Source organism: Caballeronia sp. M1242, from assembly GCF_017220215.1.
Lineage (GTDB): Bacteria > Pseudomonadota > Gammaproteobacteria > Burkholderiales > Burkholderiaceae > Caballeronia.
On record NZ_CP071131.1, the window covers coordinates 770,376 to 795,940 of the forward strand.

General features: G+C 63.0%; 22 protein-coding genes. 15 read left to right on the forward strand and 7 right to left on the reverse strand.

Going from position 1 to position 25,565, the window contains the following annotated elements; all coding sequences use genetic code 11:
• Positions 1 to 92: 92 nt before the first annotated feature.
• On the forward strand, positions 93 to 998 hold the full coding sequence (locus JYK05_RS23030) for a LysR family transcriptional regulator (RefSeq protein ID WP_206470026.1): 906 nt from the start codon (positions 93 to 95) through the stop codon (positions 996 to 998).
• A 146-nt stretch (positions 999 to 1,144) separates the two neighbouring features.
• Here the strand turns inward: JYK05_RS23030 and JYK05_RS23035 are convergent, their stop codons facing one another.
• A complete protein-coding gene (locus JYK05_RS23035) occupies positions 1,145 to 2,668 on the reverse strand; it encodes an acetyl-CoA hydrolase/transferase family protein (protein ID WP_206470027.1) in 1,524 nt (507 codons plus the stop codon).
• 554 nt (positions 2,669 to 3,222) lie between these two features.
• Positions 3,223 to 5,325: an FUSC family protein gene (locus JYK05_RS23040; RefSeq protein WP_241270048.1), complete on the reverse strand. Its 2,103-nt coding sequence runs from the start codon at positions 5,323 to 5,325 to the stop codon at positions 3,223 to 3,225.
• Between the two features lie 157 nt (positions 5,326 to 5,482).
• Here JYK05_RS23040 and JYK05_RS23045 point away from each other — a divergent pair, with 157 nt between their 5' ends.
• The gene (locus tag JYK05_RS23045; RefSeq protein WP_175942703.1) at positions 5,483 to 6,478 is read left to right on the forward strand and encodes a LysR family transcriptional regulator; all 996 of its coding nucleotides are present in this window, start codon (positions 5,483 to 5,485) and stop codon (positions 6,476 to 6,478) included.
• On the opposite strand, the gene JYK05_RS23050 is transcribed toward JYK05_RS23045, so the two are convergent.
• Positions 6,475 to 7,458: a helix-turn-helix domain-containing protein gene (locus tag JYK05_RS23050; protein WP_206470028.1), complete on the reverse strand. Its 984-nt coding sequence runs from the start codon at positions 7,456 to 7,458 to the stop codon at positions 6,475 to 6,477. The genes JYK05_RS23045 and JYK05_RS23050 overlap by 4 nt on opposite strands.
• A gap of 94 nt (positions 7,459 to 7,552) precedes the next feature.
• On the opposite strand from JYK05_RS23050, the gene JYK05_RS23055 reads away from it, so the two are divergent.
• The 3 genes from JYK05_RS23055 to JYK05_RS23065 all read left to right on the forward strand — a co-directional run bounded on the left by JYK05_RS23055 (position 7,553) and on the right by JYK05_RS23065 (position 11,177).
• A complete protein-coding gene (locus JYK05_RS23055; protein WP_206470029.1) occupies positions 7,553 to 8,797 on the forward strand; it encodes a DUF1479 domain-containing protein in 1,245 nt (414 codons plus the stop codon).
• A gap of 80 nt (positions 8,798 to 8,877) precedes the next feature.
• Positions 8,878 to 10,125, forward strand: a complete 1,248-nt coding sequence (locus JYK05_RS23060) for an ABC transporter substrate-binding protein (protein WP_175942708.1) — start codon at positions 8,878 to 8,880, stop codon at positions 10,123 to 10,125.
• 35 nt (positions 10,126 to 10,160) lie between these two features.
• Positions 10,161 to 11,177, forward strand: a complete 1,017-nt coding sequence (locus tag JYK05_RS23065; protein ID WP_206470031.1) for an aldo/keto reductase — start codon at positions 10,161 to 10,163, stop codon at positions 11,175 to 11,177.
• A 25-nt stretch (positions 11,178 to 11,202) separates the two neighbouring features.
• Here the strand turns inward: JYK05_RS23065 and JYK05_RS23070 are convergent, their stop codons facing one another.
• The 3 genes from JYK05_RS23070 to JYK05_RS23080 form a co-directional block, all read right to left on the reverse strand.
• Positions 11,203 to 12,123 (reverse strand): NAD(P)/FAD-dependent oxidoreductase, encoded by a 921-nt coding sequence (locus JYK05_RS23070; protein ID WP_206470033.1) that lies wholly within the window; start codon positions 12,121 to 12,123, stop codon positions 11,203 to 11,205.
• Positions 12,124 to 12,476: 353 nt separating this feature from the next.
• Entirely contained in the window at positions 12,477 to 13,829 is a 1,353-nt protein-coding gene (locus tag JYK05_RS23075; protein ID WP_206470035.1) for an MFS transporter, read from the reverse strand.
• Between the two features lie 248 nt (positions 13,830 to 14,077).
• On the reverse strand, positions 14,078 to 15,127 hold the full coding sequence (locus tag JYK05_RS23080; RefSeq protein ID WP_206470037.1) for a LysR substrate-binding domain-containing protein: 1,050 nt from the start codon (positions 15,125 to 15,127) through the stop codon (positions 14,078 to 14,080).
• On the opposite strand from JYK05_RS23080, the gene JYK05_RS23085 reads away from it, so the two are divergent.
• Positions 15,086 to 16,075 (forward strand): zinc-dependent alcohol dehydrogenase family protein, encoded by a 990-nt coding sequence (locus JYK05_RS23085; protein ID WP_206470039.1) that lies wholly within the window; start codon positions 15,086 to 15,088, stop codon positions 16,073 to 16,075. The genes JYK05_RS23080 and JYK05_RS23085 overlap by 42 nt on opposite strands.
• Positions 16,076 to 16,090: 15 nt before the next feature.
• Positions 16,091 to 16,387: a putative quinol monooxygenase gene (locus tag JYK05_RS23090; RefSeq protein WP_206470041.1), complete on the forward strand. Its 297-nt coding sequence runs from the start codon at positions 16,091 to 16,093 to the stop codon at positions 16,385 to 16,387.
• 92 nt (positions 16,388 to 16,479) lie between these two features.
• Here JYK05_RS23090 and JYK05_RS23095 read toward each other — a convergent pair whose 3' ends face one another.
• Entirely contained in the window at positions 16,480 to 16,848 is a 369-nt protein-coding gene (locus JYK05_RS23095; RefSeq protein ID WP_206470043.1) for an antibiotic biosynthesis monooxygenase, read from the reverse strand.
• A gap of 214 nt (positions 16,849 to 17,062) precedes the next feature.
• Between JYK05_RS23095 and JYK05_RS23100 the strand changes: the two genes are divergently transcribed.
• The 8 genes from JYK05_RS23100 (at position 17,063) to JYK05_RS23135 (ending at position 25,562) form a co-directional block, all read left to right on the forward strand.
• Complete coding sequence (locus tag JYK05_RS23100; RefSeq protein WP_206470045.1) at positions 17,063 to 18,547, forward strand: HAMP domain-containing sensor histidine kinase; 1,485 nt, start codon at positions 17,063 to 17,065, stop codon at positions 18,545 to 18,547.
• On the forward strand, positions 18,532 to 19,917 hold the full coding sequence (locus tag JYK05_RS23105; RefSeq protein WP_206470047.1) for a sigma-54 dependent transcriptional regulator: 1,386 nt from the start codon (positions 18,532 to 18,534) through the stop codon (positions 19,915 to 19,917). The genes JYK05_RS23100 and JYK05_RS23105 overlap by 16 nt, the downstream gene beginning before the upstream one ends.
• Positions 19,918 to 20,057: 140 nt before the next feature.
• Positions 20,058 to 20,846, forward strand: coding sequence for a hypothetical protein (locus JYK05_RS23110; protein ID WP_206470048.1), 789 nt, complete (start codon positions 20,058 to 20,060; stop codon positions 20,844 to 20,846).
• Positions 20,847 to 20,895: 49 nt separating this feature from the next.
• Positions 20,896 to 21,447: a hypothetical protein gene (locus tag JYK05_RS23115; RefSeq protein ID WP_206470049.1), complete on the forward strand. Its 552-nt coding sequence runs from the start codon at positions 20,896 to 20,898 to the stop codon at positions 21,445 to 21,447.
• A 32-nt stretch (positions 21,448 to 21,479) separates the two neighbouring features.
• Positions 21,480 to 22,595, forward strand: a complete 1,116-nt coding sequence (locus JYK05_RS23120; protein ID WP_206470050.1) for a metallophosphoesterase — start codon at positions 21,480 to 21,482, stop codon at positions 22,593 to 22,595.
• A gap of 3 nt (positions 22,596 to 22,598) precedes the next feature.
• The gene (locus JYK05_RS23125; RefSeq protein WP_206470051.1) at positions 22,599 to 23,843 is read left to right on the forward strand and encodes an MFS transporter; all 1,245 of its coding nucleotides are present in this window, start codon (positions 22,599 to 22,601) and stop codon (positions 23,841 to 23,843) included.
• A complete protein-coding gene (locus JYK05_RS23130) occupies positions 23,840 to 25,093 on the forward strand; it encodes an arsenic transporter (RefSeq protein ID WP_206470052.1) in 1,254 nt (417 codons plus the stop codon). The genes JYK05_RS23125 and JYK05_RS23130 overlap by 4 nt, the downstream gene beginning before the upstream one ends.
• A 22-nt stretch (positions 25,094 to 25,115) precedes the next feature.
• On the forward strand, positions 25,116 to 25,562 hold the full coding sequence (locus JYK05_RS23135; protein ID WP_175942739.1) for a DMT family transporter: 447 nt from the start codon (positions 25,116 to 25,118) through the stop codon (positions 25,560 to 25,562).
• Positions 25,563 to 25,565: the final 3 nt, after the last annotated feature.

Sequence of the window (25,565 nt, forward strand, 5' to 3'; positions counted from 1 at the left end):
CTTCGCGGGCATGACGCGCCGCGTTCACGGCGAGGTATCGGCAAGGCGCAATGCAATGGCTACAATGGCGTCATTGCGCTGGACAATACGCCGTGAGCCCATCCGAACTTCCTGATCTCAAACTGCTTCAGCTTTTCGACCTGCTGTATGACGTGCGTAGCGTCACGCGGGCAGCGGAGCAACTCGGCCAAAGCCAGCCGACCATCAGCATCTGGCTGGGGCGTCTGCGTGAGTATCTGCAAGACCCGCTCTTTGTTCGCACGCCGGGCGGCATGACGCCGACGCCTCAAGCCGACGCGCTCATCGGTCCGTGCCGAGAGATACTCGAATCGCTTCGACGCTTTGCCGCATGGGAAATTTCGTTCGACCCAAGCACCGCCAAGCGCCGCTTTCGCATCTGCATGACAGACGCGAGTCATATCACGCTTTTGCCGCGAATCCTGGCACGCGTGCGCGCCGAGGCGCCCGGTATTCGGCTTGAAGCCGCCCGGATTGACGGGAACACCGAGCGGGCGCTGGAGTCCGGTGAAGCCGATCTTGCCATCGGAAATGTTCCCTGGCTCGGCGGCGGCATGTATCAGCAACAGCTGTACATGCAGGATTGGGTGTGCTTGGTCAATCGAACTCACGCGCGGGTGCGCAGCAGGCTGACGCTGAAGCAGTACCGTAGCGAGGGGCATGTGGTCATCGCAGGCGGCACGGGAGCTCAGCAGCTCGAACAAGCCTTATTGCGCGAGAACATCGAACGGGACGTTGTGCTCGAGCTTCCGGGCATGCTCGGGCTGGGATCCATCATCGCATCGACGGATTTGATCGCCACGTTGCCGAGGAACATTGGCGAGACACTCGCCCGAGTCAATGGCATCGCGGTACATTCGTGCCCTCTACCGGTCGACCAGTTCGCCGTGCGACAGCACTGGCATGCGAAGTATCACCACGAGGCAGGCAACCGGTGGCTTCGTTCTATCGTGGCTGATCTCTTTCTCGATAGAAGCTAGTCGCTGGTTCATACCGGCGCACGCGCATTCTATGATTCTTAGCGATTGGTTTGCGATAAGCCATTCGAAGAATGGATCCGTTTGAGAATGGGACGGGCTGCTCAGCGTTTGTCACTGCCACGCGACGGCGATCATCGTACCTATTTCTAGTCGCCCCGCTGAAGCGGGCCGGCGTCTTGCAGCATCGAGCCGGTTCTTGCAAAGCGTTCATGCAGCGCGAAAGCCTTCTCCAGGCAATGCGGTGTGTGGCCGCCGCGTGCTTGTGCGTCGCGGTAATAGTCGCGCAGGAAATCGCGATACAGCGGGTGCGCGCACTTGTCGATCACCGTCAGCGCACGTTCACGAGGCGCAAGGCCGGTCAGGTTCGCGAGTCCGCGCTCGGTGACGATCACGTCCACATCGTGTTCGTTGTGATCGCAATGCGGCACCAGTGGAACGATGCTCGAAATGCAGCCGTCCTTCGCGATCGATTTCGTCGCGAAGACTGCATATGATGCATTGCGCGCGAAGTCGCCCGATCCGCCGATGCCGTTCATCATGTGCGTGCCGCCCACGTGCGTCGAATTCACGTTGCCGTAGATATCGGCTTCGAGCGCCGTGTTGATCGCAATGAGTCCAAGCCGGCGAATGACTTCGGGATGATTGCTTACTTCTTGCGGGCGCAGCACGAGCCGGTCGCGATAACGGTCAAGATTGCGCAGGACCTGTTCCTGGCGTTTGGCCGACAGCGTTATGGACGCGCCGGACGCGAAGGCGAGCTTGCCCGCATCGAAGAGATCGAAGGCCGAGTCTTGCAACACCTCGGAATAGAGCGTGAGTGCTTCGAAGGGCGACGCGGCGAACCCCGACAGCACCGCGTTAGCAATGGTGCCGATGCCCGCCTGCAATGGCGGCAAGGTCTTCGGCAGACGGCCGCGCGACACTTCATGCTGGAAGAACTCGATGAGATGACCGGCGATCATCGCGGTTTCTTCATCGGCGGGCAGCACCGTCGAAGGACTGTCAGGCTGATTCGTGATGACGATGGCCGCAATCTTTTCGATGGGAACGTCGATGCAAGTGCCACCGATACGATCGCTTGGGCTAACGAGCGGCAGCGGCGCGCGCGACGGGCGCGGCGCGGGCGACCAGATATCGTGCAAGCCTTCAAGCGTCAAAGGCTGCGCGAGATTGATCTCCACGATGACCTTCTGCGCAAGCGTCGCGAATGTCGCTGAATTGCCGACGGATGTGCTCGGAACGATGCCACCCGACTCAGTGATCGCAACCGCTTCGATGATCGCGATATCGAGTGCGCCGAGGCGCTGGTCGCGCAATAGCTCGACGGTCTCCGAGAGATGCTGATCGACGAACATGACGTCGCCGCGATTGATGGCGCGACGCAACGTGGCATCGACCTGAAACGGCAAGCGACGCTCCAGCGCGCCCGCTTCCGTGAGAATGCGGTCGATGTCGTTGCCGAGCGACGCGCCGGTCATGAGTGTGATGCGCAGCGGATCGCGTTCCTCGCGCGCGCGGCGCGCTATTTCGAGGGGTACCGCTTTCGCATCGCCAGCGCGGGTAAAGCCGCTTGCGCCCACGCGCATGCCATTGCGCACGAGCTGCGCTGCGTCAGCTGCGGATGTGATCTTTCCGCGTAGCGCGGCACAACGAATGCGGTCTTCGAACATCGGTATCTCCACCAACACTGCCTGATTCACGCGCTCGCATGCGCCTTCATCGTGACCGATCACTGCTGTCGGCGCGAATCTTGTTCGGGTGACCTGCGTATCGGCTGACAGAGACTTGCGAGCGACGCCGGGATTATAGGTATTGCCTGACGCTTTGATTGCCGCGCAACGCCGCACGGCAATGTGAAATGCGCTTCCTTTGCGCTTTGTCTAATTTCAGCGACGCCGCGCTTCAACTGCCGCCGAAGAAGACCGTGCAATAGCTGGCCGGACCAACGCACGATTGCGACTGATTCGACGGTTGGCTCGTCGACTGAATCGACGACTGATTGGCGTTACTGTCAGCAGCAGGCGCGGACGTTTGTGCCATCGCGAGCGATGCGCCCGATACCATGATTGCAGCGACTACGAACTTAAGCGACTTCATCGAACTCTCCTTGTTGATTTACCGCCGGCGTGAATTGCCTCGGCAATGAAGACACTATAGGCAGCCAGCTTCGGGCGATAAATCGTCGCGCACGAAAGGCACATTTCCATGCCGAGGAAAGATCGGTTCAGCGAGAAGCGCCAAAAGGCGCATCCGAATCGATCAGCGCGCCGCGTATGAGATGCAGGCACGCCAGAATGCGGCGCAGGTCGCGCATCCATTCGCCGCCATCCACACTCGACGCTTTCGCGCATTCGACGAGCGCTTCCGCGGCGAAGATTGAGCGCACGACCGAGTTGATCGCGCGCCGAAGCGACGCACTGGAGGGCATGCGAAAGAGCATGGCGACGTCACGAAGCATCAGCGCCACAGATGATGCCCATGTGAGACGAATGGGCGGTGGAATCCCATCGACGTCGAGCGCTGCTTTCAGCGTGCGCAGATCGATCATCGCCTGTCCTACTTCGAGCGTGACGAGCATCCACGCCAGTGCGCGACGATGTCCTCGCGAAGACTGAGCGGAAAGCGCCAACAGTTGAGACATCAGATCATGCGTGCCTGAATGAAAGCGTTCGCTCAGCGAAGCCAGAGGGCCTTCGCAGGCGAGCGCGGCTTGCGCACGCAATGCGGCAAGCGTCTTGCCGACGAGCCACGGCGTATGAGGCGGCACGAGAATGGCGCATGCCGCCGACGTGACGAGCATGGAGACAAGAATGGCAATGCCGTTGTTCAAGAGCGTGGCCGGGTCATAGACGATGACGTTATCGGGCGCGGCAAGCAGGCAGAAGAAGACGCAGAACCCCACGCCGTAGCCCGCTGTCGGCCGACGCATCGCAATGAAAGTGCCCAACGCGAGCGGTGGCGAAAGCATCGCGCAAAGCAGCGGGAAGCCATCAATCGCGGGATAGACGCGGCACAAGAAGATATATCCGATGATCATTGCGCCTGCCGTTCCCACAGCCATCTCCGCCACGAACCGCGCCGGTCGCGCCGATGCCGACGACAGTCCGCAAGCCAGCGTCGCGCCGATCAGCGCGAACCCGCCGCTCGGCCATGCAGTGGCGATCCAGAAGGCCGCGACGGCCGCCATCACCATCGCCGTGCGGGCGAATGTCGTGGCGACCACGAAGCCGTCCGTCTTCGCGACATAGTGCGCGAGCGGCATGTCATCGCGGTGACCTGCGGACAGTGCCGCGCGCAATCGCGCTATGCGGTCCATGTCGCTGATCAATCGTTCGAGGAGTTCCGCGCATGTGACGATGTCTATCGGCGATGCATCCGGCAGGCGGGACGATACCGACGTTCTGAAGTGCATGAGAGCGTGCCGGTCGCAATCGGTCGAATCGAGCAGATCTGCAAACTCACTCAGGCAGGCCGCGAGCGCGGGGCACGCCATATCGGCGCGCAGCCGCTTGAACGACTGGTCGAGCGCATGAAGCCGCGCGCACGCATTCATGAACGCGCTATTCAATTGCGAGAGCAGCATGCGTTGAGGACGCAACGCGGGATTCTCATACGCCGCGAGACGCCGAGTTGCTTCGAAGCCGACGATATCCGCGACCAGTCCGGCGTAATGGCGCTCGCGCGCGCTTCGCTTGAGGCGGCCGCGCAGTATCTCTCCGGTAAGCATCCTGAATGCGGCCTCGCGTTGCGCGAGCGTCGCAGTGAGTTTCGCGCTTGCATGCCGCGGTAGAAGCAACGCACTGACTAAGCCCGAGCACACGATGCCGAGCATGACTTCCGCGCCTCGCGTGAGCGTCGCGAGCAGAAGCTGACCGGGCGCCGTGACGAGCGGCGCGCCGATGAGCGCAGCCGTATAGCCCGCCAGCGCCCAGCCGTACCAGCGATACTGCCGATATCGCACCGCCAGCGCGGTGCAGGTCGCCACCCATATCGTCAAGCCGATGGCATATAACTCCGCTTGCTGCACGCATATGGCGCCAAGCACGAGCGCGGCGACCATGCCGAGCAGCGTGCCCGCGAAGCGATAGACGCTCTTGGCGAGCACCATGCCCGAGAATGGCTGCATCAGGACGAACGTCGTCGTCATCGCAATGCGCGGTTGCGGCAACTCGAGACGCATGGCGAGACCCATTGCGAGGAACGCCGCAATGAGTGTCTTGGACAGATGCAGCCACAGCGCGCCATCCGTTGCCAGCCAGTCGCGCAAGCCGTCGAATAAATCTCGCGCGAAGGGGGCGCGCTCGCCCGGCCGATCCATGAACGACATGCTGTTGCCCGCTGCCTTCTTCGTGAAGGCAGCGATTCTAGACAGCCCGCGTCAGCCGATTAATGAGGGAATCAGGGAACATTCTTTCCAGAAACAATAACAATAGGTCTAACTATTCAGCGGACAATAGTGACCTTCTGGCAATCGTGACGTTTTGATGGACACCCTACAGAACATGCGGGTATTCGCTCGCGTGATCCAGACCGGCAGCTTCACCGCCGCTGCGCAGTCGATGAACTCGACGACCGGCGCCATGTCGCGCGCCGTATCGGAACTCGAAGCGCATTTGCGCACGCGCTTGATGAATCGCTCGACGCGGCGTCTTGCGCTGACATCGGCAGGCGAGCGTTATCTGAAGCGCGTCGTGCAGATTCTCGCGGACATCGACGGGGCGGAAGAAGAAGCGAGCTGCGCGCACGAGCACCCGTCGGGCACGCTACGCATGTTCAGCTTCGCGAGCGTAGGGCAGCACTATATTCTTCCCGCCATCGCGCAATACCGCGCGTTGTATCCGGACGTGAAGGTCGAATTGACGCTGTCCCAGCGCATGCCCGATCTCTTCGAAGGCAGTAGCGACGTCGCGGTCGTCTCCGCAGCCGCGTTATCCGATTCCGAAGTGATTTCACATCGGCTCGGCAGCACGTTCAGCATTCTGTGCGCGTCGCCCGAGTACATTCGCGCGCGCGGCGCGCCGATGCAGCCCGCCGACCTCGCGGACCACGATTGCCTCACCTTGCAGACGCCGGCATTTCCCGCGCGCGAATGGACGCTCGAAGGACCGCAAGGCCGCGAGACCTTGCAGATCAGCGGGCCGGTGCAGGTGAATATCGCGGAGTCGCTTGTGGTGGCGATTCGCGAGGGCATGGGCATCGGCATGCTGCCGCTCTATGCCGCAATCGACGGCTTGCGCAACGGTTCGCTCGTGCGCGTGCTGCCGCAGCATACCCTTCAGTCCACGAATCTCTATGCGCTCTATGCGTCGCGCAAATTCATCGATGCAAAGACACGTACCTGGGTCGACTTCCTGCGTGCGCATCTTCCCGGCGTGATCGCCCGCGATGAAGCCGCGCTTGCCGAGATCATGCAACGCGATGCGTCAGGCGGCGTCGCGCTGCCGATGACTCAAGAGCACGCCGCGCAGGTGAGACACTAGGCGCTTCGGTCTCGCTCGCTTCGCCGCTTTCTCTCGCCAGATGACTTGCGCTCGCGTTCGAGCGAAGGCGAGCGCTCGGTCAGCAACGCCGCATCGTCGTTAAGAGCAGGCGCCGCTGCCGCGAACTGCCGACGATAGTCGGCCGGTGTCGTGTGCCTCGCGGCCTTGAACTGGCGATTGAAATTGGCGACGTTCGCGAAGCCCGAGCGGGCAGCAATGACGGCCACGGGCAGCGAAGTGTCGGCGAGCATGCGGCACGCGTGCCCGATGCGAACACGCGTGATATACCGTCCGACGCTCTCGCCAATATGCTGCACGAAGTACCGCGTGAGCGTGCGCTCCGACAAACTGGCCGCTGCGCAGAGTTCCGACAGCCGCAGCGGTTCCGCGAAACGCGCATCGATCATTGAAAGCACGCGGTTGATGCGCTCCGGTTCATGGCCGGACGGACCTGTCGTCGCCTGATCGAAGGCGCTCGGTGAAGCGAGGGGCTGGCCGGGCGCGTCGGCGAGCGTGCACAGGATATCGAGCGCCGCGCTCAGCCGTTCGCGTGCCACGTTCGAAAGCAACGCGTCCAGACGGCCGCGCATCCATTCACCGGCGGGCGGCTCGAACGCTAGTCCGCACGCGGCCCTGCGCAAGAGCCTGCGCAGCGGCTCGTATTCTCGACAGCAATCCGCCATGCGCCGCGCCCAGTCGCCGTCGAACCAGATAACGATGGCCACTTGCGGCGAAGACGGCTCGATAGAGCGATTGGACGCCCACGTATGCGGCAGATCGGGCGGGACGAGGACGAGATCTTCCGCGCCGTAGTCGTTGACCGCGTCCCCGATGTAGCGCTTGCCATGACTAATCATCGTCAGGGTCAACTCGTACTCGGGATGGTGATGCCACTCGAACGGAATACGCGGAAGCCGCCGATGGTAAACCCGGACCGAACTATCTTCGCCGAACTCGACATGCTCGTATGCAGGTTTCATGGCCGAAAGCGCAAATGAATCGACTGAATAGTATCACCCGGTTGCGGGCACGCGTCATATGCTTGTCTCCACGATGAACCACAAGGAGACAAGCATGGCGCTCATAATCGACGACGTGCCGGCCGCAATCCGGCAGGCCAAAAAGGAGCTTCGCGCGGCGTTGCCGAACTACCGGGAGGTCTTCGCCGAAGTCGAAGAATCGATCGGCGCAGCGGCAAAGCGAATCGCAGCGCAGCGCGATTGCGGAGAAAACGTCATTCCGGAGATTCAGTTCTCCGACATCATCGAACAGCGCGTGACGGCCGAACAGATCGCGCTCGTCAAATCGCGCGGCGCATGCGTGATACGTAGCGTTTTCCCGCGCGCGCAGGTGCAGCAATGGGATGACGATATCGCGCAATACGTCGAGCGGAATGATCTCGACAAGCGCCTCGAAAACCGCGCCGAGGACAAGTACTTCGGTCAACTGGCCTCGAGCAAGCCGCAGATCTACGGCGTGTACTGGTCGAAGCCGCAAGTGCTGGCCCGTCAGTCGGAATCGCTGACCGCGGCGCGCGTCTTCCTAAACAAACTCTGGCGAAACGAAAGCGACGGACGCGTTCACTTCGATCCGGAACATGTGCCCGTCTATGCGGACCGTCTGCGCCGGCGGCCGCCGGGTTCGGCATCGCTGGGCTTGTCGGCGCATTGCGACGGCGGCTCAGTCGAACGCTGGATCGAAAGGAATTTTCGCAAGGTGTATCGCCACGTCTTTTCCGGCAACTGGCGCGAGTACGACGCCTTCGACGCCGCTTTCCGCACGGATGTGCAGGAGATCGCGTCTCCCGCTGTCTGCTCGATGTTCCGCACGTTCCAGGGCTGGACGGCGCTGACGCCGCAAGGCCCGGGCGACGGCACGCTGCAACTCGTGCCCATTGCCAACTCGATGGTGTACATCCTGTTGCGCGCGCTTCAGGACGATGTCGCCGACGATGACCTGTGCGGCGCAATGCCCGGTCGCGCGCTTTCGATCAAGCCGGAGTTTCATGCGCCGCTGTTCGAGGCGTTGTCGTCCATTCCCAAGATGGAAGCGGGCGACACCGTGTTCTGGCACAGCGACGTGATTCATGCCGTCGAAGACGAGCATCGGGGCGCGGGCTATAGCAATGTGATGTATATCGCCTCGGCGCCGTCGTGCGCCAAAAACGACGCGTATCTGAAGCGTCAGTTGCCGAGCTTCCTGAAAGGCGAAAGCCCGCCTGACTTTCCGACAGATCATTTCGAAGTCGACTTTATCGGCCGGGCGACGGCCGACGATTTGACTGCACTCGGCAAGGCCCAACTCGGTTTCAATCTGTAGCTGTAGTACCGGCATGCATGCGCGGTCTCTCTAATCGCGCATGCGTCGCTCGATCCATAACGATAAATTCGGAGACTGCAATGAAACAACAACTGACGTCGGTTGCGACGGCTGTCGCGCTGCTTGTCTCGGGCACTCATGCTGCTCTCGCTGCAGAACAGGTTTCGGTGCTTCACTGGTGGACCTCGGGCGGTGAATCGAAAGCCATTCGGGTGCTCAAGGATGACATGAGCAAACAGGGCTACGAGTGGAAAGACTTCGCGATTGCGGGAGGGGCGGGCGCGGCGGCCATGACGGCGCTGAAGACGCAGGTGATCTCGGGCAATGCGCCTTCGGCCGCGCAGATTAAGGGGCCACTGATTCAGGACTGGGCCGAGCAAGGGATGCTCGTCACGGTGGATGCGCCTGCGGCGGACTGGAAAGCGCACACGCCCGCGCTAATCGATAGCGATATCAAGGCGGGCGGTCACTACGTGGCCGCGCCTTTCTCTGTCCACAGGATCAACTGGCTGTGGATCAACAAGGCGGACCTCGACAAGGTCGGCGGCACGCCGCCGAATACATGGCCGGAGTTCTTCGCGCTCGCCGACAAGTTCCGCGCCGCGGGTATCACGCCGGTCGCGCATGGCGGCCAGCCGTGGCAAGACATGACGATATGGGAGACGGTCGTGCTGTCACAGGGCGCAGACTTCTATCGAAAAGCCCTCGTCGATCTCGATCAGAAGACACTGACATCGCCGCAGATGATTCAGGTGTTCGAGACCGTCCAGAAGATCCGCTCTTACTTCGACAAGGGCTACCAGGGCCGCGACTGGAACCTCGCCACCGCGATGGTCATTTCCGGCTCGGGCGGCATGCAGTTCATGGGCGACTGGGCGAAGGGCGAATTCGCCAATGCCAACAAGAAGGCGGATGTCGATTATGTGTGCGCGGCTGCGCCTGGAACGTCGAACGCCTATACGTACACGGCGGATGCCTTCGTGTTCTTTCAGCAGAACGGCAAGAAGGACGCGACACCGGGACAGGTCGCGCTCGCGAAGACGATCATGTCGGTCGATTTTCAGCAGCAATTCAGCCTCTATAAAGGCTCCATTCCTGTCAGGCTGGACGTGCCGATGGACAAGTTCGACAGCTGCGCCAAGAAGTCTCGCGCGGACGAGCAGGCGACGATCAAGACCGGCGGGTTCTTACCGTCGCTCGCTTTCGGTGAACTGCAGTCGCCGGTCACGGCTGGCGCAATCACCGATGTGGTGACGAACTTCATGAACTCAAACGAGGATCCGAAAGAGGGCGTGCGCAAGCTCGCCGCAGCCGCGAAGGTCAAGTAAGCGACGCGCAATCTCACTCACAACAGGAGACAGACTTGGATCCAGTCGCCAAAAGAAAATGGCCGCGCTCAGGGCTCGAAACAACGGTGATGGGCTTCGGCGCCGCGCCGATCGGCAACATCTTCAGGCCGATCAGCGAAGAGGATTCGGCGGCTTTAATTAAGGCCGCATGGGACGCGGGCGTACGCTACTTCGACACTGCGCCGATGTACGGACACGGCTTGAGCGAAGCGCGCTGCGGACAGGCGCTGCGCTGGTATCCGCGTGACCAGTTCGTGCTGTCGACGAAGGTCGGCCGCCTGCTCAAGCCGGGCAAGCGCGCAAACATTCAATTCGCGCCGTGGGTCGACGGCCTGCCGTTCGAGATCACTTTCGACTACAGCTACGACGGCACGATGCGTTCTATCGAAGACAGTCTGCAACGTCTCGCGCTGGAGCACATCGATATTGCGTTGATTCACGACATCGATGTCTTCACGCACGGAGAGCGCCAGCCGGAGATGTTTGAAGCGGCGATGGCGGGCGCATCGAAAGCACTGCTCAAGCTACGCGACCAAGGCGTCGTGAAGGCGGTCGGGCTGGGCGTCAACGAATGGCAGGTCGCTCACGAAGCGATTCGCCGGCAGGACTTCGACTGCCTGCTGCTGGCTGGGCGTTACACACTGCTAGAGCAGGACGCGCTGGACGGCTTTCTGCCGCTGTGCGAAGCAAGACAGGTGTCGGTGGTTCTCGGTGGAGGGTTCAACAGCGGTATTCTCGCCACCGGCGCGATACCCGGCGCCAAATACAACTATGCGCCCGCGCCCGAAGCCATTCTGGAGCGCGTACGCCAGATGGAGCAGGTATGCCGGGATTTTTCGGTGCCGCTCAAAGCCGCTGCACTGCAATTCGTTCTTGGCCATCCTGCTATACCGACCAGCATCCCGGGCGTGCGTACTGTCGCGCAACTCGAAGACAATCTGCGGACCTTCCGCACACAGATACCCGCGGAATTCTGGGCCGAGCTTAAACGTCGCGAGTTGATTCGACACGACGCGCCGACGCCTGGATAGCAGTTGAGGTCAGAGCGCGCTCACGCTATAGCGGATTAGCCGGCAGGCTTCGATGAATAGCCATCGAAGCCATTGCAGCTTCGCCCACTGCGACGCAGATCTGATTGAGTGAATTCACTGCATCGCCCGCAGCGTAGAGTCCATCCAAACTCGTTCGCTGATGCTTGTCGGTCACGATCATTCCGTCGCTGTCTCGCTCCACATCCAGGCCACTCAACAGGTCGTTTTGAGTGAGGCAGCCGAGCACCGGATAGATGGCATCGAATGCATGTCGGTGACCATTCTCGCAGGCGACGTTCAGCGGCGCCTCGGTGCTGTTCGGTAGATCGAGCGCCACGGTCGCGATCAGATCGATGGCATGCTGTGACGCGAGGGCACGCTCGTCTTGTGTCAGCGCATCGAGGTCGGAGGCGATGACTGCTACCTGTTGACAGAACGTGCGAAAGAACACGGCATGCGATAGCGCGCGTGACGCCGGACCTAGCATTCCGATTCGCTTGCCTTGCGCTTCGAATCCGTCGCATATCGCGCAGAAACGGAGCAATCCACGTTGCGTCAGCCGCACGGCCTCGTCGACCGGCGGAAGTTTGTCGCGGATTCCACACGCGAGTAGTGCGCGTTGCGCGATCAGGGTGCGGGACGATGAATCGCCATTGCTGCCGTATTCGACGAGGAACCTGCCGTCTGCCTCTTTGATCGCCGTCACGCGTCCTTCGATGACTGGCACGTCGTAACACTCGATCTGACGACGCATCTTGGCGAGCAACTCGTTTCCGTTGATGCCGTTCTCGAAGCCAGCAAGGTTGCGCACGATGGGAATGAGAGACGCTCTGCTGTGACCCTCGTCGATCACGATCGTCGAGCGCCTGAATCGCGCGAGATACAGGGCAGCGGTGAGGCCAGCGGGCCCGCCACCGACAATAATGCAATCGATCGGATCGTTCATCGATGTCTTCGTTTTCGGTCGATAGACCTGCGTTTTGCGTATGGGAGTGCGCACGCCGTTCCCGGACATGCCGCTTGCGTTTCGAATGCGTGAGCAATAGCGATTCCCAGCATGAAGAACGGCGGGTCCACCCGAGGCTAGCGCCGGGTGGCGATGTCTCTATACGCGAGAAATAAAACGATCGGTGACTTCTCCAGGCGGGAAACCAGTAGGCGGAGATCCGGAAAGAATGACCGGCGAACGGCAAGTCGCTGATGTTTGTTCTTATCTACTCGTGCGCCGTATTCGAAGCAAGCCAAAACGACAATGCCCACTCAAGAGTGGGCATTGCGTTTTTTTCAAGGAACGCGGCTTTAGCGTTCTGCTCGCTCGACGTTGAGCATGTTCTTGGGAATCGCCAGAATCAGAACGCAACTGACGAGTAGGCAAGCCCCGAGTGCATACGTCCCGTTATTGATGTTCCCGGTCAAATCCTTGGCGACGCTCGTGATCATCGAGCCTGTAAAGCCCGACAGGTTGCCGACAGAGTTGATGAGCGCAATGCCTGCCGCTGCTGCCGTGCCGGACAGAATCTGTCCGGGAAAAGTCCAGTAGATCGGCATCAGGCCGAGGATCGCGCAAGTCGCAACGGTCAACAGAAAGATAGACAGCGGCACATTGTTCGCGAAGTGAGCGCTGAGAATAAGGCCCAATCCACCGATGCACGCCGGAATGGCTGCGTGCAGACGCCGCTCGCCTGTCTTGCGTGAATGTGCCCCGTTCCAGATCATCGCGACGACGGCGCACATGTACGGAATGGCCGTCAGTAATCCGATGTTGAACGTGCTTTTCACTCCCGAGGCTTTAATGATCGACGGAAGCCAGAATGCCAGACCATAAAAGCCCGTGTTGAACGTCAGGAGGATGAACGTCAGCAGCCAGACGCGCGGACTCTTGAGCGCCGCAGCGACGCTATGCGTCTTCTTCGCGCTTTCCTGTTGAAGGTTCTTGTGCAGCAGTGCCTTTTCCGCGTCCGTCAGCCAATTGGCGGACTGAATGCCGTCGCCCATGCGGAACAGCACAACGAATGCGACCAGTATCGACGGAATGCCTTCCAGCAACAGCATCCATTGCCAGCCACCCATGCCGAACAGCCCGTGCGTGTGCTCCATCAGCCAGCCTGACACCACGCCGCCGAGGGTAAGGCTTACCGGAATCGCGATCAGAAACCCGGACATGGCGACGCTTTGACGCCGGGCGGGGAACCAGTAGTTCATGTACAGGATGATGCCCGGGAAGAACCCCGCTTCGCACACGCCAAGCAGGAAACGAAGGATGTAGAACATCGTCCCGGTTCCGACATGGAAGAAACTGGCCAGCGGCGAAATGAAGGCAAGCGCCGAAGACACGATGCCCCACGTCACCATGATCCGGGCAATCCAGAAGCGCGCGCCGTACTTGTGGAGCAGCAGGTTGCTCGGCATCTCGAAGAGGAAATAGCCCCAGAAGAAGATGCTTGCGCCGACTGCGTAGACGCTGTCGCTGAGTCCGAGTGCATCCAGCATCTGCAGCTTCGCGAAGCCGACGTTGACTCGGTCCAGATAGGCGACCACGTAGCAAAGCAGCAGCAAGGGCAAAATGCGCTTCAGGACTTTCCGGTACAACTGGTCTTCGGCCTCGTCCCCGACGGCTGCCCTGGAGGCGGCAGCCTGAGTGATGGTTGGCATCGTATTTGTCTCCGTACTATGTGTAGTCAGCTAAGTCGTGGCTTGCGCCTGAAGGGGCGCATCCCTTGCATCTTCGAAACGGGCACCGATAGTTACCGGTAACATCAAAGCTGGCGGGGCTGGATCGGATGATATGTTATCGGTAACAAAGGTAACACGATCGCATCTTGTGCCGCAAGCTGCGGGAAGTGCCGAGTTGCGACAGGCGAAGTCCGCTCAACACGGCTATGCGATCGGCGCCCCTTAGGCTATGTCTTCCGCAGAACCGAGTCGGATCGCAAGCTGTCTTCGATGAACTGGATCAGCGCGCGCAACGCGCGGCCGTTATTCGCTGCCTCGCCATAGACGGCGATTTCGCATGCGGGTAGCGGCGGCAAGTGCGGGCTCAGGTCCCGCAAACCGGGGTTCCGTGCGAGCGATGACTGCCCCAGTATGGCAAGGCCCGACCCTGCGGCGATGGCCGCCTCGACTCCGAGCAGACTGGTGCACGCGTACACGACGTCGGCGGGACGTCCGACGGACGCGAGCGCATCGACGGCCATGCGCCGATAGGCACACTGCGGAGGCAGCGCCACCAGCGGCAGCGGCCCGCTGTCGCCGAGTTCGAAGTCATCGGCTGCGACCCATCTCAGTGGCTCGGTCCACACCACGCGTCCCCCGCGTTCATCTCCCTCGCGGTTAGCGACGACGACTTCCAGCGCTCCCGATCGCATGTGCTCCAGCAGATCGGCCGACAGTCCCACTTGCACCTCGAGTCGCACCTTGGGATGCGCTTGCCTGAAGCGCGTCAGCACGCGCGGCAGATGATCCGGCACGAACAGTTCGCCGATGCCGAGCCGTATCGTCCCCGTCGCCTCAGAGGCCCGCAAGTGCGCGAGCGCGGCGTCGCTGTCGCGAACGAGGCGCCGAGCGTAGCCCAGCAGCAGTTCGCCAGCGGGCGTGAGTGTCGTGCGGTGGGCGTTGCGCTCGAAGAGTTGCTTGTCTAGCGCTTCTTCGAGCTTCCGAATCTTGAGGCTGATGGCCGATTGCGTTCGTCCGACGCTGGCGGCCGCCGCCGTGAAACTCCCGCCGTCCGCGATCGCCAGAAAGGTTCGGAGGCTGTCGAGATCGAGCCGAGGCGTCGTCATTGCGATGTGCGCGGAAAAGAAAGGCCGGATCTTAGCATTAGCCTCGCTCATGCACGGGATTGGAATTAGTCGTTTTGCAAATGCTGCCGCGCGCGCTATCGTCCATCTTCCGGTCAAGAAGGTGCATCTATGAAAGCTTTTGTGTTGAACGAATTCGGCGTCGAAGGGCACGTGCTCGATACTTTCCCGATCCCCGAACCCCAAGCAGGCGAACTGCTCGTCGCCGTGCACGCCTCGGGTGTCAACCCGGCGGATCTCAAGATCAAGGCCGGCGAACTCGGCCCGGCCGCGCCCGCGCTCCCGGCGATCCTGGGCATGGACTTCGCCGGCATGGTCGCGAAGGTCGGGGCAGGCGTCGAAGGTTTCGACGTGGGCGACGCGGTGTACGGCTGTGCCGGCGGCGTCAAAGGCAGAGCCGGATCGCTCGCCGAATACATGGTGGTCGACGCGCGCCTCGTCGCGCCGAAACCGGCCCGCCTCTCGATGCGCGAAGCCGCTGCGCTCCCGCTCGTTGCGATCACGGCCTGGGAAGGTCTCGTGGATCGCGCGAAGGTCAGCCTCGATGAGAAGGTACTGGTCCACGCGGCGGCAGGCGGTGTCGGCCATATCGCCATTCAGCTTGCGAAGATCTTCGGCGCGCAGGTGTTCGCGACCGCATCGACGCCCGAAAAGCTCGCGCTGGCAGAACGCCTCGGCGCCGTCGCGATTCCCTATCGCGATATGCCGACCGAGGACTATGTCGCCCGATACACGGATGGCCGGGGCTTCGACATCGTGTATGACACGGTGGGCGGACCGACGCTCGAACAGTCCGCCGTGGCGACTCGCCTGTACGGGAGGCTCGTTACTTGCGCCGCGTGGGGGCAGCATAATCTCGCGCCGGTGCTCGGGCGCAGTCTGGACCTCATCGGCATATTCATGTTGTTGCCGATGCTGACGAGCCAGCGGCTCGAGGACCACGGCGTCATCTTGCGCAAGATTGCAGCGCTGGTGGATGAAGGCAAGCTGTCACCGGTGGTCGATCCCATCCGCTTCCAGCTTGCGGACACCGCAGCCGCTCACGCACGCCTGGACAAGGGCGAAGCGGTGGGCAAAGTCGTTATCGATATCGTCAATTGAAGAGGAGCAGGTCTCATGTCCGAAGAAGTCACTGTCGTTGCAACGGTTCAGGCGCGAGCCGGGATGGAAGCAGAAGTAGAAGGCATCATCAGAACGTGCGTTTCGGCCACGCGTCACGAATCCGGCTGCCGGCTTTACACCGCGCATACGGACCCGCAGCATGCCGGGCGGTTCGTGTTCATCGAAAGATGGGAGAGCCGCGAAGCGCTCGCCAAACACGAGCAGGAACCGCATTTTCTCGCCATGGCCGAAGCGTTCAAGACGCGCATTGAAGGGCCGATCGAAGTGCAACTGCTTCGCGAGCTGGTGTGATTCGCTAGATAGCGATGTGGCGCGTTGAATCGCTGGCGGCCCTTCGTATGCGGATCTCGATCACGTCGAGATCCAGCAAAGGCCAGTCGATCCTATCCGACGCAAATGCCCGGCACGGCGACCTTCTGAAAGAGATGCGGTGAAGTCATCGCGGACGAAGGGTAAGCGGCGAGGCTCGCGCTGAAATCCGGATGACCGAATGCCGCTCGAAAGTGCGCGTTCGACTCCCACACGGCATAGTTCAAGTACGTGGGACTGTCTCCGACGGCCCGGTGCAGTTGCGTCGAAATGAAACCCGGCTGCCGCTTCATGAATGCCGCGTCGTCCTGCCAGACTTTCAGGAAGGCCTGCTCGTCGGCCGGGTCCAGCATGAAGACATTCACCAGAACGACAGGGGCAGCGTCGATGCCAAGTTGACGCTCGATCGGGAAAGAAGGGTCAAGCGGTTTCAATTGCAGCATGGTCGGCTCCGTTGGTCGAAAGGACAATCACAGCGATGATCGAGTCGATGGCCGCGTGGTCGCTAGTGCAATCGCCACCCACGTCCGAAGGGCGCGACGTCGCCGCTCCGACATCGGACTGATCCCGCCGTGCCAAATCAGGCGTCGCTGAGCGCTGTGCTTGGCAAAGGACTTGCTTCAAAGGCCGCCACTCCCGTTCGCCGATGATCCTGTCATGCCGAGACCGTCGTTTTCCACGCAGCTTCTCACGCTCTGGGCTCTGATCGCGGTGCTGTGCGGTCTGCTGAGCGTCGCGGTATGGCTCATGTTGTCGTCGGCGCTCGGCGAGCGCGTCGTGGCCGCGAGGCAGCAAGCGGAGGCTGCGTGCACGGCGGTGGCGTCGCGCTACGACCTGTCGATGCAGCGTTCCGGCGAAACGAACGTCGACCTGATGCACGCGGTGCTCGATCTCGTGCTCGTGCAGACCGACGGCATCGAAGGCGGCTTCTGGACCAGCCAGCCGCCGTCGTACGCGTCCAACGGCTTCATCGCATACGCATTTCCTACCTATGGCGGCAGCGGCGTCAAGCGCGACATTCCCGAAGCCGAGACGCCGCTCATTCTTCGTACGCTCAAGAGCGCATCGAGCGCCGGAGCGCTGCACGCGGAAACCGTGTCGAGCGGAACGGACGCCGTGCTCGCGGTGGCCTGTCCCGTGCCGCGTCACGCGGCGCTGTTCGCATGGACGCTCACGCGCGCGCGCCCGCCGCTCGGACCGTACGGCGAACGCGCCACCGCCATTCTGGCGGGCGTGCTTGCCGTCATCGTCGTGCTCGCGTTGTTTCTCGCCTTGACGCTGAAGCGCTGGCGACAGAACCTCGCGCTGCTGGAACAGTCGCTCGCGCCCGGCGGCGAATTCGAACGCGGCAAAAGGCTGGAGCGCATCGGCGAGCGCGATCTCGATCAGATCGTCGACGCGCTCAATCGTTACGCCGACCGCGCCGAGCGGCTCAAGCGCGACGCCGACGCGCTGAACCGCAAGCTCGCGCAGGCCGAACGGTTCAGCATGCTGGGAAAGATGGCCGCGCAGATCGCGCATGAGATCCGCAACCCGGCGGGCGCGATGCGTCTCAAAGCGGAGAACGCGCTGGCCGGTGACGGCGCGCGCCGCGAAGCCGCGTTGAAGACGATCATCCAGCAAGTGGGACGCATCGAGTCGCAGGTGACGAGCCTGCTCGCGCTGACGCAATCGGTGACGGTGCACGCGCGCGAAGTCGATCTGCGAGCCTGGCTCGACGATATCGTTCATACGCATGAATCGCGCGCCGAAAGCAGGAACGTCGCGCTGAGTCTGGAGGTCGCAGCTAGCAAGACGCCGCCGGTCTTTGACCCGGCGCAACTCGCGCGCGCGCTCGACAATCTCCTCGTGAATGCGCTCAGGCACGCGCCGTCGGGCGGCAACGTGACGGTTCGCGCATACGGCGTCGAAGCGCAAGAGGGCGAAAGGCTCAGGCTGGAAGTCATCGATAATGGAGCCGGCGTGGCCCTGGCCGAGCGGGAGCGGATCTTCGAGCCGTTCGTGACCGGCCGGCCCGAAGGCTCGGGTCTCGGTCTCGCTGTCGTGCGTGAGATTGCATCGGCGCATGGCGGCCGCGCTTACCTTGCCGACGATTCCAACGTGACGCGCTTTATGATCGACTTGCCATGGCGACCATCCTGATCATCGACGACGACGACGCGTTTCGCGAAGGCCTCGCGGAAACCGTGCAGGACCTCGGCCACTCGACGGCCGAGGCGCGTTCCGGCGAAGAAGCGCTGGAGCTCTTGCGCGGGCGCGCGGCGCCTGCATGCATCTTTCTCGACTTCCGCTTGCCGGGCGCGGACGGAGTGGCCGTGCTGGAGACGCTGCGCGCGACGCCAGGCTTGCAGACCGTGCCGGTGGTGATGCTCACCGCGCACGCGACGAGCGACAACACGATCAGCGCCATGCGTCTCGGCGCGTTCGAGCATCTCGCCAAGCCGGTCGGACGCGACGAGATCGCCGCGCTGCTCGATCGCGTGCTGTCCGCGCAGATGGACGCGCCGGCCACGCGCGCGTTCGCGGACGAAGTCACGTCCGACGAGCCGCAATTGCTCGGCGTGAGCGAGGCCATGCGCGAGGTGCAGAAGCGCCTCGGCCGCGCCGCCGGCACGAACTCGACCGTGCTGATTACCGGCGAAACGGGAACCGGAAAGGAGATCGCCGCTCGCGTGCTGCATCGCGCGTCGGCTCGCGCAAGCGGTCCGTTCGTCGCCGTGAACTGCGCGGCCATTCCCGAAGATCTGCTCGAAAGCGAATTGTTCGGACACGGGAAGGGCGCTTTCACCGGCGCGCAGCGCGACAGGCGCGGGCGAGTCGAGGAGGCGCATGGCGGCACGCTCTTTCTCGACGAAGTCGGCGACATGCCGCTCTCCATGCAGGCCAAGCTGCTGCGCGTGCTGCAGGAAAGACAGGTCACGCCGCTCGGCACGAACCGCGTCGTCACGGTCGATGTACGCGTGGTCGCCGCCACGCATCGCGACCTCGCTTCGATGGTCGAGGCAGGCACGTTCCGGCAGGACTTGCTGTTTCGTCTGAACGTGATCCCGCTGCACATGCCGCCGCTGCGCGAGCGCGTGGCCGATATCCTGCCGCTCGCCGAACACTTCCTCGCGGCGGCATCGACCGATGTCGCGCGCAAGCATCTGTCAGCCGATGCTCAACGCCTGCTCGCCACGTTCGCCTGGCCGGGCAATGTGCGCGAGCTTGCCAATGCAATCGAGCGGGCGAGCGCGCTCGGCGCCGGACAGGTGCTGACGCGCGACGACTTCGCGTTTCTCACCGCGACCGCGACCGCGCGAAACAACGCGGACGACGCGATTCCGCAGGCTCTGCTGGAGCTTCCGCTGCCGCAAGCGGTCGCGCAACTGGAGCGGGCGCTGATCGTCCACGCGCTGTCGGCGTCGGGCGGCAATCGCGCCGAGGCGGCGAGGCGGCTCGGCATCAGCCGGCAGTCGCTCTATACGCGCATGTCGGCGCTCGGCATGTCCGAGGCTTCGGCTGGCGCCTGAAGTCGTCAAGGAACTGGACATGCGCTGTCGGGTTCCTTGACACATCGAGCCGCTTATTGGCCGCAGAGCATTGAGTTATCGGCGTTTCTCGATTGGCATAGGCCTTGCAGATCACTCTTCGTCAAGCGAAGGAGTGAATCATGCAATCGACTCGATACCCCAGCCCGGGAAGCGCCGTGCTCGCGGTCCTGCTCGCGGCGAGCGCCGGCTGCGCAGCCCAGGTTCCGCCGCCGTCCGCGGCAGCGCCGGCGTCGCGGCCGGCAGCGTCCGACGCTCCGCCGCCTGCCGTCGCCGGCGCGCCGATGCCTCCGCCTCCGCCTGCGCCGCCACGTCCGGGCGCAGCGCCGGTTCCGCTTGCCGACGCCGCTTCGATGGCGACCACGCAAGGCACCGTCGCGCGCTTCCTGACCAATCCTGACGGCGATGTCGACGGCTTCATGACCGACGACGGGACACTGGTGCGCTTTCCTCCGCATATGAGCACGCAACTGACTTCGGCCGTTCGCCGAGGCGATGCCGTACAGGTGACCGGCCGGCGCGACGAAGACGGCAGCTTCGCGGCGCAACGCATCGTCGCTACACAGAGCGGCCAGCAAGTGATCGACGAGCCGCCGATGCGCGGCACGCCGGCGTGGCCCCGCGACGCGCGCGCGGAAGGACTCTCGCGCCTGAGCGCGCAAGGACAAGTCGCGCGCGTCACGAGCGCGCCTCGCGGCGAACCGGATGGCGTGATCCTCTCCGACGGCACGGTCATCAAACTCACGCCACCCCTGGCTCAACGGTTCCCGGCGCTGGTCCGCGCCGGCGCGACGGTATCGGCACAAGGCTACGGCACGCGCAATCAATACGGCACCGCGCTTCAGGCGACGGCATTCGGCACGCCGGGCAATCTGACGCCGCTCTACGACCGCGCGTCGCCCATGCCTTAACGCGGGCTATCGCCAGCGCCTATCACTCATACACTTAAGGACAACGAACATGCATTGGATCGACCCTGCAAGCCTTCCCGAAACACGCGGTGAAGTCACGCACTTCCTCTTGAATGCTCACGGTGAAATCGACGGCCTCGTCATCGGCTCACGTCAGGTTCACTTTCCTCCGCACTTGTCGAAGCAACTCGCGCGGCATGTCGCGCTGGGCGATGAAGTGCGCGTGCGCGGCGTCAAGCCTCGCGATGCAGACATGATCGCCGCCGTTTCGCTGACGACGCGCCGCGGCGTGGTGATCCTCGACGACGGTCCGCATGCGGGCGGCGAGAAGCATCAGAAGCCGCACGTCGAACGCAAACCGATGGAAGCCTTCGGCGAAGTGGTGCTTTCCCTGTTCGGTCCGAAAGGCGAATTACGCGGGGCCTTGCTGGACGATGGCACGTCGCTGCGCATGCCGCCTCATGCCGCGGCCGAACTGGCGGCTTACCTGAGTCCGGGCGCGCACGTTCACGCCTGGGGACACGGCGTGAAGAACCGGCGCGGCCGCACGATCGAAGTCGATGAAATAGCCGAACTCATCGACGCGCCCGAAGCGGCCTGACGGACTGTCCATTCGTTCAAGGAGCACGTGTCATGTTGAGCTGGGTGCACTTCGGGGACCTTCATGCCTCGGGCGACGACCAGTACGAAAGTCTCGATCATCTGAAGTCGATGATCCGCCTCGTCAATCGCCACTTGTCCGACCGGGTGGACTTCGCGTTTCTTCCGGGCGACAACGCGAACAACGGCACGCCCGAGCAGTACGGCAAGATAGCCGATGAAGTGGCCCGCCTGACGCTGCCGCTTCATGCGATACCCGGCGATCACGATTACGAGCCCGGCCACCTCGACGCCTTCAACGCCTTTGCTAACGCCGCGTTGCCGATGTCGCGCATCGTGAAGGGCCACCGGTGCATCTTTCTGGACGTCGTATCCGCGGGACGGGGCGGGCCGGACTTCAGGCTGTCGGGTCCTGATTTTCAGTGGCTCGAGCAAGAGCTCGCGCTATCCGCTCGCGACCCGGAGCTGCCCGTCGTCTTCATGCACGCCTATCCCGGCGATATCGCCGATGGACACGCGCTCGCTTCGGCGTTCGCGCGCGCGAACGTCGCGATGGTCGACACCGGGCACACGCACTACAACGAGTTGCTCAACGACGGCTGGGTCGTCTACGCGGCGACCCGTTCGACCGGACAGATCGAAGAAGACGATGGTCGCCCGGGATTCTCAGTCGCGGCGGTGGATAGCGGTGTCGTGAGCTGGAAGTTCCACCCGCTCGATGCCTCGTGGCCCTTCGTCATGATCACGCGTCCGTCCGACAGGAGGCTGCATCGCAGCCGCTCGGCGCCGAGAAACGTGGACGCGACGCGCGTGCGCGTGCTGGTTTCCAATGACGATGTCGTGTCCGTCACCGGCCATCTCGACGGCATGCCGATCCCGTTCTCCCGCAGCGCCGACGAGACCGGCATCTGGCAAGCGGTTCTTCCGGCTGCCGCAACAGGTTATCGGGCGCGCTTGACGGTGACTGCCCGCACCGCTGACGGGCGAAGCGGCGAGGACTCGATCACGCTGCAACCGGCAGGGAATGCGGACAAGCACCTCAGGCACCACGCCGCGCTCGGCACGGATGCGCACGCCGTGGAACCCTGGCCCGAGCACGGCATCCTCGGCTCGCAGCTCGGCCCCAACAAGAACGGTCGTCATTGGTGAACCATGAATCCCCAGTACGCGCTCGAAGGACTGAACTTCTTCATGGCGGATGTGCAGGCGGGCATCGGGCCGTTTCTCGGCGTCTTTCTTCAGGCGCAGGGCTGGCACCCCGAGGCCATCGGCACGGTCATGACGCTCGGCGGCATCGCGGGGATGCTCGCGACCTCGCCAGCCGGCGCGCTCGTCGATGCCACGCATCACAAGCGCGGCATCATCGTGATCGCCGGGGTGATGACCACGCTCGCGTCGCTCGTGCTGTGGCTGTCGCATGGTTACTGGATCGTGGCGGCCTCGCAGATTTGCACGGCCGTGACGGGGGCCGCGCTCGGTCCGGCCGTGGCCGGCGTGACCTTGGGCATCGTGCGCGAGAAGGGCTTCGACCGGCAGTTCGGCCGCAATCAGGTGGCCAATCATGCGGGCAACGTGGTGGGCGCCGCGCTCTCGGGCTGGCTCGGATGGCGATACGGCTTCGGCGCGGTGTTCGTGCTTGCCGGCGTGTTCGGCATCCTGACGATCATCGCGACGCTGCTGATCCGGCGCGACGCGATCGATCACGACAGCGCGCGTGGTCTCGGCGGCGGGGCATCGAACGAGCATGCGCATCAGCATGAACATGCAAGCGGCTTTCGCGTCTTGTTGACCTGCCGGCCCTTGCTGCTGCTCGCGGCGGCGCTCGCCATGTTCCATCTGGGCAATGCGGCGATGCTGCCGCTCTACGGCCTCGCTGTCGTCGCAGCGCATCAGGGCGATCCGAGCGCGTTCACCGCCCAGACCATCGTCGTCGCTCAACTCGTGATGGTCGCCGCCGCGTATTTCGCGAACCGCCTGATCCAGCGGATCGGCTACTGGGGCGTGATGCTCGTCACGTTTCTCGCGCTGCCCGTGCGCGGCGTGGTCGCCGCGATGTTCATCACCGCGTGGGGCGTCTGGCCGGTGCAGGCGCTCGACGGCATCGGCGCGGGGCTGCAAAGCGTTGCGGTGCCCGCGCTGGTCGTGCGGCTCTTGCAAGGCACGGGACGGGTGAATGTCGGGCAGGGCGTCGTGATGACGCTGCAGGGTCTCGGCGCGGCGCTGAGTCCCGCGCTCGGCGGCGTGCTCGCGCAACACTTCGGCTACGCGAGCGCTTTTCTGGTGCTGGGCGCCGTATCGACGGGATCGCTCGCGCTGTGGCTTCTCTTCGGCAAAACGCTCAAGAAAGCGTGCGGCGTTCGCCGCGACGTCACTCACGAATCTCGTCTCGCCATATGAATCCGACCTTTCTCTCCTGGGGCATTGCGTTCGCCGCCACTGCCGGCGTCATCTTGCGGCCGTTTCGCTGGCCCGAGGCGATCTGGGCCGTGGCGGGCGCCGTCATGCTCGTCGCGCTCGGGCTGCTTCCTGCGCAGCTCGCGTGGCAAGCGGTCGGCAAGGGCACGGACGTTTATCTGTTTCTCATCGGCATGATGCTGCTGTCGGAACTCGGCCGTCGCGAAGGCCTTTTCGACTGGGTCGCGGTGCATGCCGTGAACTATGCCCACGGATCGCCTCGCAAGCTCTTCCTGCTCGTCTATCTCGTCGGTGTCGTGGTGACGACGTTCCTCTCGAACGACGCGGCCGCCGTCGTGCTCACGCCCGCCGTGTTCGCCGCCGCGAAGAAAGCACGAACGAAGCCGCTTCCGATGCTCTATGTCTGCGCGTTCATCGCCAATGCGGCGAGCTTCGTCTTGCCGATCTCGAATCCGGCCAATCTCGTGCTCTATGCGAACCACACGCCCGCGCTTGGTCTCTGGGTGGCGCGCTTCGCGTTGCCCTCGGTGATGTCGATCGTCGCCACGTTCGTCATGTTGCGCTGGACGCAGCGTAAGGCCCTCAACGGAGAATGCGCGCGCGACCTGCCTGTCGAAAGACTCAGCGCGAACGGCAAGGTCACGCTGGCGAGCATCGGCGTGACGGCGGTCGCGCTGCTCGTCGTCTCGGCGTTCGACCTGCAACTCGGTTTGCCGACGGCGATTCTCGGCATCCTGACGGCGCTCGTCGTGTTGATCAAAGAGCGCGAGTCACCGGTCAAGCTCGTCAGCGACATATCGTGGAGCGTGTTGCCGCTCGTCGCGGGCCTTTTCGTGCTGGTTGAAGTGCTCGATCACACGGGCGTCATACGCGAGATTTCGGGGCTGCTGAGACAGTCGACGCAAAACGATCAGTCGATGACAGCGGCGGTATCGGGACTCGTCATCGCCTTCGGCAGCAACGCGATCAACAACCTGCCCGCCGGGCTCATCGCAAGCGCGACGGCCTTGCAGGCGCACAGTCCGGAGCGCGTCATCGATGCCCTGCTGATCGGCGTGGACCTCGGCCCGAATCTCTCGATCACCGGCTCGCTGGCGACGATTCTCTGGCTATCGTCGATCCGGCGCGAAGGCGAAGAAGTGAGCTTCATGCAGTTCCTGAAGGTCGGCATCGTCGTCATGCCTCCCGCGCTCGTGCTGGCGCTGGGCTGCCGGCTGCTGACCGGGCATTGATCGTAACCGACGGAGGAAGAGAATGAGCAGCGCGTGGATTTATCCCTTCATCATCGTGGGCGGCGTTCTTCAGGCTGCGGGCGCGCCGATCAATGGCGAGCTCAAAGCCGCGCTCGTCAATCCGTGGCTTGCGTCGAGCGTGTCGTTCCTGCTCGTCACGTTCCTCGCCATCGCGTTGTTCTGCATACAACCGACGCCGTTGCCGACGCTCGACGCTTTGCGCGGCATGAAGTGGTGGGCGCCGCTCGGGGGCATCGTAGGCGCCGTCGCGGTGTTTGCCGGTCTGACGCTCGTGCAGAAAGTGGGCGTCGGCACGCTCAATGGCCTGACCATCTGCGCGAATCTGGTCGCATCGGTCGCGATCGACCACTTCGGATGGATCGGCGTGGCCGAGCATCCGCTGAGCGGGCTGCGTGCGCTCGGCACCGTGTTGATGATCGCGGGCGTCGCGCTCGTCATGCGATTCTGAGGC

Coding starts and splice junctions, on each gene's coding strand:
- JYK05_RS23035 (WP_206470027.1), bottom strand. CDS start 2,668: ATGTTCGAAGACCGCATTCGTTGTGCCGCGCTACGCGGAAAGATCACA.
- JYK05_RS23040 (WP_241270048.1), bottom strand. CDS start 5,325: ATGTCGTTCATGGATCGGCCGGGCGAGCGCGCCCCCTTCGCGCGAGAT.
- JYK05_RS23045 (WP_175942703.1), top strand. CDS start 5,483: ATGGACACCCTACAGAACATGCGGGTATTCGCTCGCGTGATCCAGACC.
- JYK05_RS23050 (WP_206470028.1), bottom strand. CDS start 7,458: ATGAAACCTGCATACGAGCATGTCGAGTTCGGCGAAGATAGTTCGGTC.
- JYK05_RS23055 (WP_206470029.1), top strand. CDS start 7,553: ATGGCGCTCATAATCGACGACGTGCCGGCCGCAATCCGGCAGGCCAAA.
- JYK05_RS23060 (WP_175942708.1), top strand. CDS start 8,878: ATGAAACAACAACTGACGTCGGTTGCGACGGCTGTCGCGCTGCTTGTC.
- JYK05_RS23070 (WP_206470033.1), bottom strand. CDS start 12,123: ATGAACGATCCGATCGATTGCATTATTGTCGGTGGCGGGCCCGCTGGC.
- JYK05_RS23075 (WP_206470035.1), bottom strand. CDS start 13,829: ATGCCAACCATCACTCAGGCTGCCGCCTCCAGGGCAGCCGTCGGGGAC.
- JYK05_RS23085 (WP_206470039.1), top strand. CDS start 15,086: ATGAAAGCTTTTGTGTTGAACGAATTCGGCGTCGAAGGGCACGTGCTC.
- JYK05_RS23090 (WP_206470041.1), top strand. CDS start 16,091: ATGTCCGAAGAAGTCACTGTCGTTGCAACGGTTCAGGCGCGAGCCGGG.
- JYK05_RS23095 (WP_206470043.1), bottom strand. CDS start 16,848: ATGCTGCAATTGAAACCGCTTGACCCTTCTTTCCCGATCGAGCGTCAA.
- JYK05_RS23100 (WP_206470045.1), top strand. CDS start 17,063: ATGCCGAGACCGTCGTTTTCCACGCAGCTTCTCACGCTCTGGGCTCTG.
- JYK05_RS23105 (WP_206470047.1), top strand. CDS start 18,532: ATGGCGACCATCCTGATCATCGACGACGACGACGCGTTTCGCGAAGGC.
- JYK05_RS23110 (WP_206470048.1), top strand. CDS start 20,058: ATGCAATCGACTCGATACCCCAGCCCGGGAAGCGCCGTGCTCGCGGTC.
- JYK05_RS23115 (WP_206470049.1), top strand. CDS start 20,896: ATGCATTGGATCGACCCTGCAAGCCTTCCCGAAACACGCGGTGAAGTC.
- JYK05_RS23120 (WP_206470050.1), top strand. CDS start 21,480: ATGTTGAGCTGGGTGCACTTCGGGGACCTTCATGCCTCGGGCGACGAC.
- JYK05_RS23125 (WP_206470051.1), top strand. CDS start 22,599: ATGAATCCCCAGTACGCGCTCGAAGGACTGAACTTCTTCATGGCGGAT.
- JYK05_RS23130 (WP_206470052.1), top strand. CDS start 23,840: ATGAATCCGACCTTTCTCTCCTGGGGCATTGCGTTCGCCGCCACTGCC.
- JYK05_RS23135 (WP_175942739.1), top strand. CDS start 25,116: ATGAGCAGCGCGTGGATTTATCCCTTCATCATCGTGGGCGGCGTTCTT.